This window comes from Alteromonas sp. KUL49 (genome assembly GCF_006538345.1).
Taxonomy (GTDB): domain Bacteria; phylum Pseudomonadota; class Gammaproteobacteria; order Enterobacterales; family Alteromonadaceae; genus Alteromonas.
The window spans coordinates 62,047-75,015 of sequence record NZ_BJKL01000007.1; the positions used below are offsets into that span (position 1 = coordinate 62,047).

At 42.6% G+C, this 12,969-nt stretch carries 10 protein-coding genes and 1 other RNA gene; 4 read left to right on the forward strand and 7 right to left on the reverse strand.

Annotation, left to right across the window (positions count from 1 at the left end; genetic code table 11):
* Positions 1 to 291 precede the first annotated feature (291 nt).
* A complete protein-coding gene (locus EYS00_RS13220) occupies positions 292 to 1,275 on the forward strand; it encodes an AbiH family protein (protein ID WP_130637367.1) in 984 nt (327 codons plus the stop codon).
* Between the two features lie 257 nt (positions 1,276 to 1,532).
* Here EYS00_RS13220 and EYS00_RS13225 read toward each other — a convergent pair whose 3' ends face one another.
* From EYS00_RS13225 to zapE, 6 genes are all read right to left on the reverse strand, one after another.
* On the reverse strand, positions 1,533 to 2,666 hold the full coding sequence (locus EYS00_RS13225; protein WP_130637369.1) for a hypothetical protein: 1,134 nt from the start codon (positions 2,664 to 2,666) through the stop codon (positions 1,533 to 1,535).
* Positions 2,667 to 2,827: 161 nt separating this feature from the next.
* The gene (locus EYS00_RS13230; RefSeq protein WP_165399383.1) at positions 2,828 to 4,342 is read right to left on the reverse strand and encodes a tyrosine-type recombinase/integrase; all 1,515 of its coding nucleotides are present in this window, start codon (positions 4,340 to 4,342) and stop codon (positions 2,828 to 2,830) included.
* 246 nt (positions 4,343 to 4,588) lie between these two features.
* Positions 4,589 to 4,939: RNase P RNA component class A (gene rnpB / locus EYS00_RS13235), an RNA gene on the reverse strand.
* Between the two features lie 50 nt (positions 4,940 to 4,989).
* A complete protein-coding gene (locus tag EYS00_RS13240) occupies positions 4,990 to 6,093 on the reverse strand; it encodes an NADH:flavin oxidoreductase (RefSeq protein ID WP_130637373.1) in 1,104 nt (367 codons plus the stop codon).
* Between the two features lie 295 nt (positions 6,094 to 6,388).
* On the reverse strand, positions 6,389 to 7,111 hold the full coding sequence (locus tag EYS00_RS13245) for a YebC/PmpR family DNA-binding transcriptional regulator (protein ID WP_130637375.1): 723 nt from the start codon (positions 7,109 to 7,111) through the stop codon (positions 6,389 to 6,391).
* A gap of 108 nt (positions 7,112 to 7,219) precedes the next feature.
* Entirely contained in the window at positions 7,220 to 8,317 is a 1,098-nt protein-coding gene (zapE, locus tag EYS00_RS13250) for a cell division protein ZapE (RefSeq protein ID WP_130637755.1), read from the reverse strand.
* 242 nt (positions 8,318 to 8,559) lie between these two features.
* Here zapE and EYS00_RS13255 point away from each other — a divergent pair, with 242 nt between their 5' ends.
* The 3 genes from EYS00_RS13255 (at position 8,560) to EYS00_RS13265 (ending at position 11,682) form a co-directional block, all read left to right on the forward strand.
* A complete protein-coding gene (locus EYS00_RS13255) occupies positions 8,560 to 8,997 on the forward strand; it encodes a ZapG family protein (protein WP_130637377.1) in 438 nt (145 codons plus the stop codon).
* A gap of 117 nt (positions 8,998 to 9,114) precedes the next feature.
* Positions 9,115 to 10,479 carry a DegQ family serine endoprotease gene (locus tag EYS00_RS13260; protein WP_373995573.1) on the forward strand — a complete coding sequence of 455 codons (1,365 nt, stop codon included), beginning with the start codon at positions 9,115 to 9,117 and terminating at the stop codon, positions 10,477 to 10,479.
* A gap of 129 nt (positions 10,480 to 10,608) precedes the next feature.
* Positions 10,609 to 11,682, forward strand: a complete 1,074-nt coding sequence (locus EYS00_RS13265; protein WP_130637379.1) for a trypsin-like peptidase domain-containing protein — start codon at positions 10,609 to 10,611, stop codon at positions 11,680 to 11,682.
* Positions 11,683 to 11,705: 23 nt separating this feature from the next.
* On the opposite strand, the gene murA is transcribed toward EYS00_RS13265, so the two are convergent.
* The gene (gene murA, locus EYS00_RS13270) at positions 11,706 to 12,968 is read right to left on the reverse strand and encodes a UDP-N-acetylglucosamine 1-carboxyvinyltransferase (protein WP_130637381.1); all 1,263 of its coding nucleotides are present in this window, start codon (positions 12,966 to 12,968) and stop codon (positions 11,706 to 11,708) included.
* Between the last annotated feature and the right edge of the window lies 1 nt (position 12,969).

Below are 12,969 nucleotides of genomic sequence, written 5' to 3' on the forward strand. Positions count from 1 at the left end.
GAAATTTGCGTTTACAAATTCGGCCTAGTACATTTTTATAGGTATATGAAATGATTAAGAATAAAAGTGTTCACGTTACAGGCTACTCCCGTTACCGTTATGGAAAATGGGAAGATGTTTGTACGCATTGGCGATCAATGCCTACCTTGTAGGTCTAAATTTAGTAAACCATGAAGAGGGGGCGATTATCCCCTCTTTTTCAATGACAGTGTGACTACATAAGGCTAGATAGTTTAGTATTTTCAAATACTGTCATCTTCAAATTTTTATATCTAGACATTAGGATATTACGTGAATATTTGCTATCTCATTGGCAATGGATTTGACCTGAATCTGCGGTTAAAAACGAGCTATAAGGATTTTTATCAGCACTATTTAAAGTTAGAAAGTACAAAGCCATCAATCACTCAATTCAAAAAGAATATATCGAGTAACTTAACTAAATGGTCTGACCTTGAGTCCGAATTTGGACAGTACACATCAAGAATAAAATCTACGGAAGAAGCTGATGAAATCCACGGAGACATTGTAGATTCACTAGCCGACTACCTCGGTGACGTTGAAAAAAATTTCGCCCCCGTAGAATCTAGTCTCGAAGAATTCATTGACCACCTTTTTCAACCAGAGAGTCAACTAAGTGCCGTTGATTCATCAAATCTAAAACGGTTTTATACTGAATGCGGCAATGCTCATAGAAACTATACAATAGTCAGCTTTAACTATACTCAAACTATTGAAAAAATTTTGGGTTTAGAGCAAATCAAAAATGCGAATAGCAACTTAAACATAAAAAAGTCTTACGGTAATACCGTTCATTCATTGACTAATCTCCTTCATGTTCACGGAACGATTGAACGACATATGGTATTTGGTGTCGACAATATCGAGCAACTGGCAAACTCTTCTTTTGTTAATGATATCGACCAAGCCAATCAACTTATAAAGCCCCGATGCAATCAGGTAATGAGGCATGGAATAGCCTTGGATTGTGAGAGAGCACTTAAATCGAGTCATTTGATTTGTATATTTGGATCGTCTGTCGGTGAGACTGATAAGAAATGGTGGAAATTAGTTGCAGACAAGCTTAGAGAAGGAAAATCTAGATTAATAATTTTTGAAAGGAACACAAACTTCAACCTAAGAAGGTCTCATCTTCAAGATAGACTTCGAACCGATATATTGAAGAAGTTTTTTGAACCAGAAGAAATAGATAAAATAGAGGAGTATGTCTATATCTCTTTCAACAGTAACATGTTTAAGTTAACAGCCACTTAACTACGATTTTATCTATCTAAATACCGTCAAGAACTCTATGAAACCACTAGCATTTTTTGGTGTAACAGATTGATATTAAATTAGTTTAAATAAGTTAATGTAGTATTTTTAATACCCAAGAAAGATTAAAAAGGGAACTTTGGTTTGTTAAACATGATTAGGAATATCAGTATGACTGCTGTAAGCTATTTTAAGAAAACAAATCCTCTACACTTGCAGTTCTATTTAAATTCTGAAAACTCGCCTCTGAGACACTCTCAGTGGCTCTCATGAGGATCTTCCCTATTACTATAGACCTCGAAGATTTGGTCTACTTTTTCTGTACCTTTGAATATTCTTTCATAATCGGTGTCTCCCTCATTTAGCTTAGTAAATTTTGATGAGTTAAACCGCCTTGTACCTGCTGGAAAGTCGTCAAGAGTCTTAGATGCGACCTTGCTTAAATACGATAAAGCGTAGATGCATTCTTCTAAATCACCGCCTATCACTTCTCGCTTGTAATGCTTTCTATTAATTATTTTATCTACTCTCAACCTTGGATATTGCCCCTCTGTGAAGACTTTATTTTCAATTAGAGCTTTTTGTTCCTTTGCCTTAGTCAGGCTTAGTCCATTTCTATGAAGCTCAAAGTATCCTTCAACATCGACGTAAGGTGTTTCAGGGTATTCATCAACTAACTTAAAAGGCGTAAGATCTTCAAGAGCACTTGTATTTGCTCTATGTCGCAATTTTCCCTTCCTACATTTCTTGAGATTTGATTTCAACTGAATTCTGATGCAATCGAATGCGATTATTCTGAAAACCTTATGTAATTGATTTGATGATCTGCCCTGAAGCTTGTTACAAAAAAAGACTCCGTGAAAATGTTCACCGTCATTGTATCCTGAGTGACCTAACTCTCTTACCCAAATATATTCAGCAGTAGTGAAAATTTTTCTAGTTCTAGAAACTTTGTCGTTTTCAGAGTTATTAGTGAATTTTTTGATAAAGCTTAGTGTTTCTTTATCAGTGAAAAATGATGCCATATCCGCGAAGTTGTCAATCGTTACCTTGTAGAGCCTCTCAACTAAGTCTTTATGAAATTTAGATACGTCGATATCATAGAAGTTGAAGGATGGGTAAAGACTGTAACGGATAACTAAAGACTTGCTGTGACGTGAGCATATCCACTTGGTGGCGTCTATTAACTTATTTAGACAACGAACATGATGATCCCCCCTTTTCTTATTGCTGAGGGTATCTTGGGCTTTTTGGACTATGAAGCCTCTCCACCAGCCGTTAACATGAAAAGCATTAGATGTGGTCTTAGTCTTGTCTTCCATATAGCGTTGAAAGTCTAATTCTGCCTTAGTCTGTTTTTGAGACTTACCAACTTTAGAGAACTTCTTCATAAAGACCTTTCTATTAGTACTAAGATATTTAAATAAACTCAATCAACAAAGTATTTAAGGAATAAAAAAAGCGTGAGGCTAAGGAAATCAAGACTTTCATAGAGCCAATTTTTATTTTAAATTTATCGCGACTTATTAATTTTTGAAACTCACTAGCCACGTTAATCAGCTTGAATCAAGTCAATGTATTTTTTTTGTACCTCTAAAACGTGAGGATGCAGATAGTATTTACCACGAGTTTTCTGTGAAACTTTTGTTGCATGTCCTAACATGACCTCGATATCCTTATCTGGAACTTTTTCTCTTTCGAGAACATTGAATACATAGTGTCTGACAGAGTAGAGACTAAGAATGTAGTCTTCAGGTGTCTGATTAGGTAGATCAAGCTTCGGCTTAATGATATTTGTGTAAATATTAGTGAGAAACTTCTCGTTCGTGGAATAGCAAAGAAACATTTCTTTAGTTTTTGAGTTTTCAAAGAAATCTACAATCCCTTTGTCTAATAAATACTGATGAACTGGGACGTTTCTTATACCGTTTAAAGTCTTTACAGAGCCAGCCTCATCTCTTACTTTAAGAAAATATATTCCTTTAGAGTTAACGGCTAAGTCTTGTTGCCTTAACTGTTGAACTTCACCATTTCTCATACCAGTAAGCGCCATGATCCAGACTGCCCACTTCTGATATGGGTTCAATGTAGAGGCAAATGATATAATTCGTCTAAATTGTTCATCAGAAAACGCTCCTCTAGTATTAGACGGTGGAATCTCATGCTTCATATCACGAACGGCTCTTGCTGAACCTCCCAATCGCTCAGCATAATAACGGTAGAAAGAACTCAATTTCTCTTTGTAAGCCCCAACGTTTGTTATTAAGTTATCGGACTCGATAAGACCTGCATCTAAATGCTTTAAAGCGAGCGTGATATCCGCAGGGTTTCTCCCTCTGTTATAAGGTTTCTTATTAAGCTTCGGGAGACATGATACAACCTGTGTGAAAAGGTTATCTAAGTCTTTCCAAGTAATTTCTGTCATCACTCTATCACCAAGGAAATGACAGAAAATTTCTTTTGCTTTACGGTGATCAGTTAGAACTTTTTCTTCCCATGGCTTCGCTACGCCTACTCTTGGTTTAGGCAAATCCCCTTCGATTCCGGCTTCTATATATTTCTCATAGGCCGCAGAAAAAGTAAGCTCTTTCTCGAATTCTGTTTCAATTTCGCCACAACGAACTTTCGCTGTTTCCATGTTGCCCGACGATATCAAACGCTTTATGTAGTAAATTCGCCTAAGAAAGCGCTCTATTTCTTCTTGGTGCTTAAAGTAGTCGAAGTTAAAATCACTAGGATATTTATCTATTATTGTGTCTACAATTTGGTAGGTATCAATATCGACTATGTCCGTAAAGTGAAGTTCACTAAGCTTTTTGTGCGCAACGGATGAGGGAGACTCATCTGGGAGAAGTGTAGACAACTTGTACTCAAAGTAACTTTGAGAGCTAATGTCATCACTCTCACTTTGAAAGTCATCATTGAACATGCTATGGAGAAAGGCATACTGATAACGCTTGAAAATATGACTATTCTCTTCGTCGTCAATTTCAAGCAACATTTTCAACTTTCTGAGATAGGTAGTTTTTACGTCTCTAACAACTGCTTCTAACCTTTCCTTGTCCATTGTGTCGAAACCTTTTCTAGACGTTATTTGAGTGACAAGCCTTAACGCTGTGAGACGATTAGTAGTACCCAAAGAAATTCTAAGATTACCTTGATTTAACCTTCTATTGAAGTAGTAAACGTTCTTACGTATGAGAGTGAAAGGAATTTTAGTTTGTGCCATTGTGTGTGCCAATAGGTGACACTCGGCTGATATGAAAGCTTCGAGCTACTAGTAAGTGACTGATAACTCGAATTTTCATAAAAAGAGCGGAGTTGGCCATAAGCCGGGTTCTGTCGTGGACAATCATTCCTCTAGGCTAGCAATCACTCACTAGCTCAAGCAACCTACCCGATCCCCATGCGGGCCACACGTTAAGGGATCCTATTTGGTCTTGCTCCGGGTGGAGTTTACCTCGCCGTAACCTGTTGCCAGGCACGCGGTGCGCTCTTACCGCACCCTTTCACCCTTACCTGTTAGCGAGCTAACATAGGCGGTCTACTCTCTGCTGCACTTGTCGTCGGCTCACGCCGCCCAGACGTTATCTGGCACCCTGCCCTTTGGAGCCCGGACTTTCCTCCCCTTTCATAAGAAAGCGGCGATTGCCTGGCCAACTCCGCGGAGCATTCTACATCAAAGTGCAGCCCATAGCGACTGACTAAAGCATTTTATGACAAACTCGCCAGCGCCGATGCTGAGTACTGTTTTAGCTCTTCTGTTTTATTGTCGCGGATCTTATTTGCCCAATTCGGATCTTGTAGCAAGGCTCGGCCCACAGCCACTAAGTCAAATTCTTGTTTATTCAGCCGCTCCAACAAATCATCTACCGCACGAGTTTCAGACCCTTGTCCTTTGAATGCACCAAAGAAATCATCACTTAGCCCTACAGAACCTACTGTAATAGTGGGCTTTCCAGTGATCTGCTTTGTCCATCCCGCCAGGTTCAATTCGCTTCCCTCAAATTCACTTTCCCAATAGCGACGTTGTGAACAGTGAAATATATCAACGCCAGCCTCACTAAGAGGAAGTAAAAACGCCTCCAGTTCTTGTGGTGTATGTGCCAAACGAGCACTGTAGTCTTGTTGTTTCCACTGAGAGTAACGTAGCACAATGGGGAAATCAGGTGAGGTTGCCCCGCGTATCGCTTTAATAATTTCTACCGCAAAGCGACCACGATTATCCATACTCCCACCCCAGCTATCGGTTCGCTGGTTCGTGCCTTCCCAGAAAAATTGGTCGATTAAGTATCCATGAGCACCATGAATTTCTATGCCGTCAAAACCAATCGCTTGAGCATCAGCCGCTGCTTGAGCAAACGCACCGATTACCTTTTCGATATGCGCTTGTGTCATTGGCTCCGCCCCTTGCTTACCTGGCTTAAACAACCCTGACGGTCCAGCACTGGCCAACTCAGGGAACGGCGCTTTTTCAGCAACTCTTGCCATGCCTACATGCCATAATTGAGGCATGATCTTTCCACCAACACTATGCACTTCTTCAACCACATGTTTCCAGCCAGCTAACGCTGCATCCCCGTGAAACTGGGGGATGTTAGCATCCATGGTCGCCACTTCATCATTGACCGTTGTTCCCTCAGTGATAATCAACCCTGTGCCACCTTGAGCTCGGCGCTTGTAGTACCCGGCAACATCTTGAGTAGGTACGCCATTAGGTGAAAATTGGCGTGTCATCGGTGCCATTACGATACGGTTTTCGAGCTGCAATCCACCGGCTAAAAACGGAGAAAATAAATTGGGGGTTTGGGTCGTCATTGAATTACCTTAATCCTGTCACGTGAGCGCTTTCTAGTGGAAAAATAGTAATTCACTCACCCAACGTGTCAATTTTCAATGAGTGATAGTCTTTTATAACACCGAAAAAAGTCTTCGTTTGGAAATAGGCAAAACAGCACAATGCGTTCGCCTGTCCAGAAGAGGGAGTGCAAACGCCGAGCCCACAAGAATGTGTTTACGGCGTGCAGTAAAAAATTCGTTGTCCTCTCTTTAGAGAAGTAAATAACCTCTTTGAAGCGTGGCTTATACATTCCCGCTCAGAGGTTATTGCAATTTATGCTGGCGTTACCGCGTTGTGGTAAACGTGTTGAACGTCATCACAGTCATTCAACATGTCCATGAACTTGTCGAACATTGGCATGTCATCTTCACTGATATCCGTCTCAGTTTGAGGGATCCAGCTGATTTCCTCTGCAGAAAATTTAATGTCTGGGTAGGCATCGGTTAGTGCAGTCTTCACTTGGAAGAACTCAGTATGAGGCGCAAAAACGGTGACTTTTCCGTCTTCAACTTCCACGTCAGTCACGTCAACGTCCGCTTCCATTAAGACTTCAAGAACAGCATCTTCGTCGTCGCCGTCAAACTGAAACACACCTTGATGAGCAAACATATGTGACACTGCCCCCTGTGCACCCAATTTAGCCCCCGTTTTGGTGAAGCAATTTCTTACTTCCGTAATCGTACGATTCGCGTTATCTGATAAGCAATCCACAATCACCATACAGTTGCCTGGACCAAAGCCCTCATAGCGCATAGGTTGAAAATCTTCGCCTGCGCCACCTGCTGCTTTGTCTATTGCTTTTTCGATAACATGGCTAGGTACTTGGTCTTTTTTCGCTTTTTCCATCAAACGGCGTAAAGAAAGGTTAGTGTCTGGGTCTGCACCACCGTTTTTTGCACATACGTAAATCTCTTTACCGTATTTAGAATAAACTTTGGTTTTAGCGCCTGCCGTTTTCATCATCGACGCTTTTCTTACTTCAAATGCTCTTCCCATCTTAATCTTCTCTTTGTCGTCGCGAGGCTCGCGAATTCTGTCTTACACCCTAAGGGCAAAAAAATTGGCCAAATTCTACCGACTTTGACTGGAAACTTACAGTACTAGTTAGGGTAAATGCTCAGACGCAAGGTAGTCATGAGATTGCATTTCTTTTAACCGACTTAAACAACGTCTGAATTCAAAGTTCAGTAAACCTTCCGTATACAGACTTTCAAGGGCAACTTCTGCAGACATAATGAGCTTAACGTTCCGCTCGTAAAATTCGTCTACCATGGCGATAAATCGACGAGCAACATCATCGTTGTTCTGTCCCATCTGTTTGACATTTGCTAATAGCACTGAGTGATACAGACGGCTAAACTCTATATAATCGCTTTGACTACGAGGACCTTCGCACAGCTCACTAAAATCAATCATAAGTACGCCATCAGCATCCCGTAGCGTGGTAATTTCCCGATGATTAACAATGATTTTCTCACCTTTTGTACCCACTTCAGGCGCAAGCTGGCCAAAATAGCTGTGTAAATTCTCTGTGGCTGCTTTATCGAGGGGATGATGAAAGATTTCTGCTTGTTCGAGCGTTCGCAAACGATAATCGATACCACTATCAACGTTGACTACGCGGGTATTTTGATTAATGAGGTCAATAGCAGGTAAGAAGCGAGCCCGTTGAAGCCCGTTGCGGTACAAATCATCTGGCACAATGTTAGACGTCGCCACTAATACGATGCCGTGCCCGAATAACTCCTCCATTAACGTACCCAATATCATGGCGTCGGTAATATCAGACACAAAGAACTCATCAAAGCAGATAACTCGCGTTTCTTTGGCAAGCTTTGCTGCCACTATTTTCAGTGGGTCAGATTCATTTTCTAACAGCTTGAGTTCATCGTGAATGCGATACATGAATCGGTGGAAGTGCACACGCATTTTTTTGTCAAAAGGCAAACAATCGTAAAACGTATCGACAAGATAGGTTTTTCCACGACCTACTCCACCGTAAAAGTAGATACCTTGAATGCCTGGTTTCTTCTGGCCACGGCCGAAAGCCGATTTAATTTTGACGCGCCATTTGGTCTTTTTAGGCTTAACGGTGAGTTCGTCAAATAGGCGTTGCAGCTCTCTTACCGCATTTTCTTGCGCAGCATCGTAATGAAAATCAGGCTGCTCTAGATCGTTCTGATATTTTTCCCATGGCGTCATCGCCCATACCACTCCTGCGTAAATGTCAATAGCGCCGCCGCTCAACCGACCTGCTTGAAAAATCCAATTATGACCTTAATTTTACTGGAAATCACGGTAGAATCGCACGTTGAAATTTGCATAACCAAAATAATTGTTATGCATAGGCGAGATTTAAGAGCTACCTTGCTATAGTCAAGGGTGAGGGCCGCTTTATACCTAAAAACAAATGCGCCCTGTTGTAACATGATTCGGAGAAAAAAATGGAAGTGTTAGTACCGCTTGCTTTACTGATTGTAGGTTTAATTATTGGCTTTTTTGTAGGTCGCTTTTTCCAAAGTAAACAAGGAGAGAGCACTGCGGTATCCACTGAGAAACAAGTGAAAGAGATCCTATCTCAACAAGCTCAGCATCATATCCATCAATCTCGTCAAGCGTTGAATAGTATTGAAAGTCAGTGTTCAGCATTACGTCAGCAAATTGAAGATTACGAAGGGTTACTCTCTAAATCACCAGACGATGAGTCAACGGCGATCCCCTATTTTGGAGAGCAAACCACCACTTATCTTCGCAACAATATTTCCAGCGGTGAAAAGTCAAAGCCCAAACAGGTGTCTGAAGCACAGCCAAAAGACTTTGCTAACAGCAGCTCTGGGTTATTCGTCGGTGGATCTGAGCAGTCTACCGAGGAAAAGTCTTAGTAAAGGAACTTTCCTCGCATGGCATGCTCTTAAACTTCAATAGAATAAGGCCAAAACCTAAAAGGCCTTTGTTTATTTTAGTCATATATTGCATCACATGAAGGAGTAGAAGCATTTATGAAAATGTCTTTTCGCCAGTGCTTATTAGCCTCTGCGGTAATCGCAAGCTCAGTTTCTTTTAGCGCGACAAGCCTTGCAGCATTGCCGTTCTTCGGGAATGACAAACAAGAAGTCCCTTCTCTAGCCCCCATGTTGGAAGAAGCTACCCCTGCGGTTGTTAGCATAGCTGTAGAAGGCACGCAGACATCTCGTCAACGTGTACCAGAAATGTTTAAGTACTTTTTTGGTGCACCACAAGAACAAGTCCAAGAGCGTCCGTTCCGAGGTTTGGGTTCAGGTGTCATTATTGATGCAGAAAAAGGTTATGTAGTCACTAACAATCACGTTGTGGCAAACGCCGATGAAATTACCGTTCAGCTAACTGACGGTAGAGAGTTCATCGCTAAAAAATTGGGTGCAGACGAACAAAGCGACATTGCACTCTTGAAGATTGAAGCAGAAGATATCGTTGCACTACCACTAGCAGACTCAGACGAGCTTCGCGTAGGCGACTTTGTTGTTGCTATCGGCAATCCTTTTGGACTTTCACAAACTGTGACCTCGGGTATTGTAAGTGCATTAGGTCGCTCGGGCTTAAATATTGGTGGTTATGAGGACTTCATCCAAACTGATGCAGCCATTAACCGCGGTAACTCGGGCGGAGCACTGGTGAATCTTCACGGTGAACTGATTGGTATAAATACTGCGATCTTCGGCCCTAATGGCGGAAACGTAGGTATTGGCTTTGCTATTCCCGCAAACATGATGAAAAACCTTACCGACCAAATCGCTGAATTTGGCGAAGTAAGGCGTGGTCTGCTTGGTATTCTTGGCAGTGACGTTGATGCAGGGCTCGCTGAAGCGCTTAACGCCGAAGTCAATATGGGCGCGTTTGTCAGCGAAGTAACACCGGAGTCAGCAGCGGATGAAGCGGGAATTTTAGCTGGTGATATTATTATCGCGGTGAACGGAAGACGCCTTAATGGATTCCAAGAACTTCGTGCCAAAATCGCTAGTATGGGTGCGGGTGCAGAGGTAGAGCTTACCGTAGTACGCAAAGGCGAAGAAATCGCGTTAGATGTTACTCTTGGCGACGCAACACAGACTACGGTTACAGCAGAGCGTATTCATCCTGCTCTTGAAGGTGCAACACTTGCCAATGGTACCGACGCGGGCGGAAACAATGGTGTTGTTGTTTCTGAAGTTGAAGCAGGTTCTCCAGCTGCACGAGTCGGATTACAAAATGACGACGTCATTGTGGGCGTAAATCGCGTTCGTACTAACACAGTACCAGAATTTAGAGATGCCCTCGACAATGCCAAAGGCGTTATCGCTCTTAATGTGAGACGAGGTGGAAGCAGCGTCTTCTTAGTCATTCGATAAATTCGTTTAAAGCACGCAAAAAGCAGCACTCTTGAGTGCTGCTTTTTTGTTTTATAACGGGTTCAATGTTATGATTTTACACAACATTACAATACACCCGTGTTGTACAATAATTAGTAAGTGTGTGCTGTGACGAGCAAATCTATCCTTCGGTTTATTTTAAAATCTGTGCTATTAGGCGTTCTAGTAGGCATACTACTCCTTCTTTTCATTCCCGAATTACGCCAAGGCAGTCAGTTTACACAGCGCTTTTTCTCGACAAAGTCCCCCAGTGCCGAGCGGGAAAGCTATTTCAGTGCAATAAGCCGTTCAGCGCCTGCCGTTGTCAATATATACAGTTTGAGTATCGAAACTGACACAGGTTTATTCAGAAACCAGTCTCGTGAACGCGCTAACTTAGGTTCAGGTGTAATAATGACAAGTAATGGGTATATCCTCACTTGTAAGCACGTGGTTGATGGCGCAGACAGTATTTTTGTTAGAGTACAAGACGGTACGGTGCTTGAAGCGCAAACGGTCGGGAGTGATACGATTACCGACTTAGCGGTTTTGAAAGTCAAAGCGGACAATCAACTGCACAGCATCCCACAGGTGAATGATCCAGATATACACGTTGGCGACGTCGTTATGGCTATTGGTAATCCGTATGATCTGGGCCTTACTATTACCCATGGTATAGTAAGTCGTGCTGGTCGCAATGCGGGGTTGTCTAACTATGTAGATTACATCCAAACTGATGCGGTTCTCAATCAGGGCAATTCAGGTGGGGCCTTGGTCGATAGCAACGGTATTTTGATGGGTATAGCCAATGCCAACTTTCAGGTCAGAGACAACAGAAACCGCCCTCGAAATGTAGACGGTATAAACTTCGCTGTGCCGTATTCAATTGCCAAACGCGTGATGAATGACATTATCGCCAATGGTAAAGTTATTCGCGGCCAATTAGGTATCAGCGGGGAGCAACTTCAAAATCGTCCGGGAATATTTGTTACCGCGGTCGCTATCGGAAGTCCTGCAGATATAGCAGGTATTCAACCACAAGACATTATTCTAGCCATTGATGGCATTGTTATTGAGAGTGCGGCTGAAACGCTCAACATGATAGCTGAAACTAAACCTGGCACTGAGCTCGAGATTGAGGTGAGTCGAGGTGGGAATTTACTTGCACTTAAAGCGACAGTCGCTGAGTTAGGGGCCGACTAAGGCCCCCGAAAGCCATCCAAAAGCTATTCTTTGACACGCTCTATGTTAGCGCCCAGACCACGAAGTTTTTCTTCTATTGCTTCGTAACCACGGTCTAAATGATAGATGCGATTAACGTGAGTTTCACCTTCCGCAATTAACCCAGCAATCACTAAACTCGCAGAAGCTCGCAAATCAGTAGCCATTACAGGCGCACCTCTCAATGCAGACTGACCTTTGGATACCGCTGAATTTGCTTCCAGAGAGATTTGCGCTCCCATGCGTTGCAATTCAGGTACGTGCATAAAACGGTTCTCAAAAATGGTCTCCGTTACTACACCAGTCCCCTCTGCAACGCAGTTAAGCGTAACAAACTGTGCTTGCATATCCGTTGGGAATGCTGGATGAGGTGCTGTTTTCAACGTCACGGCTTTTGGCGGATGAGCTTTCATGTCTAGCTCAATCCAATCTTCGCCAGTGGTAATCTCTGCACCGGCTTGTTGAAGTTTATCCAATACTGCGTCCAACGTATCAGGTGCTGCGTTTTCACAACGAATATGACCGCCAGATACTGCCGCAGCAACAAGAAAAGTCCCAGTTTCAATGCGATCAGGAAGCACACGATAATCACAACCACGTAAGGTTTCTACACCTTCAATCGTTATTTTATCAGAACCCGCTCCAGTGATTTTCGCTCCCATTTGAATCAGACAATTGGCCAAATCAACAATTTCAGGCTCTCGAGCTGCGTTCTCGAGAATGGTGGTACCGTCAGCAAGTGCAGCAGCCATCATTAAATTCTCAGTTGCACCAACGCTTACCATATCCATAAAGATGCGAGCACCTTTCAATCTACCATCAACAGTAGCTCGGATGTATCCCTCATCAACTTCAATCTCAGCGCCCATCTTTTCCAAACCTGATAGGTGCAGGTTAACTGGCCTAGCGCCGATAGCACATCCGCCAGGCAGAGATACATTTGCTTTTCCCTGTTTCGCTAGCAACGGGCCAAGCACTAAAATTGAAGCCCGCATGGTACGAACAAGTTCATAAGACGCAGTAACGCTCTGAAGTGTACTGGCGTCTATAAGAACATCATTAGCTGCTGGCTGTGCTATTTCACAACCCAGTTCTTTCAAAAGAGACAAGGTCGTATTGATATCACGAAGCCTAGGTACATTGGTGAAGCGACATGGCTCGTCACTCAACAGGGGGGTCATCAGTAAAGGTAGTGCTGCGTTCTTAGCGCCGGATATAGTTACGCTGCCCTTTAACGGTGGGCTTTTTTTAATTATGAGTTTATCCACG

Bases quoted from the DNA above. Each gene is read 5' to 3' on its own strand.
- EYS00_RS13260 (WP_373995573.1), top strand. From the start codon at position 9,115: ATGAAAATGTCTTTTCGCCAGTGCTTATTAGCCTCTGCGGTAATCGCA.
- EYS00_RS13245 (WP_130637375.1), bottom strand. From the start codon at position 7,111: ATGGGAAGAGCATTTGAAGTAAGAAAAGCGTCGATGATGAAAACGGCA.
- EYS00_RS13230 (WP_165399383.1), bottom strand. From the start codon at position 4,342: ATGGACAAGGAAAGGTTAGAAGCAGTTGTTAGAGACGTAAAAACTACC.
- EYS00_RS13225 (WP_130637369.1), bottom strand. From the start codon at position 2,666: ATGAAGAAGTTCTCTAAAGTTGGTAAGTCTCAAAAACAGACTAAGGCA.
- zapE (WP_130637755.1), bottom strand. From the start codon at position 8,317: ATGACGCCATGGGAAAAATATCAGAACGATCTAGAGCAGCCTGATTTT.
- EYS00_RS13240 (WP_130637373.1), bottom strand. From the start codon at position 6,093: ATGACGACCCAAACCCCCAATTTATTTTCTCCGTTTTTAGCCGGTGGA.
- EYS00_RS13255 (WP_130637377.1), top strand. From the start codon at position 8,560: ATGGAAGTGTTAGTACCGCTTGCTTTACTGATTGTAGGTTTAATTATT.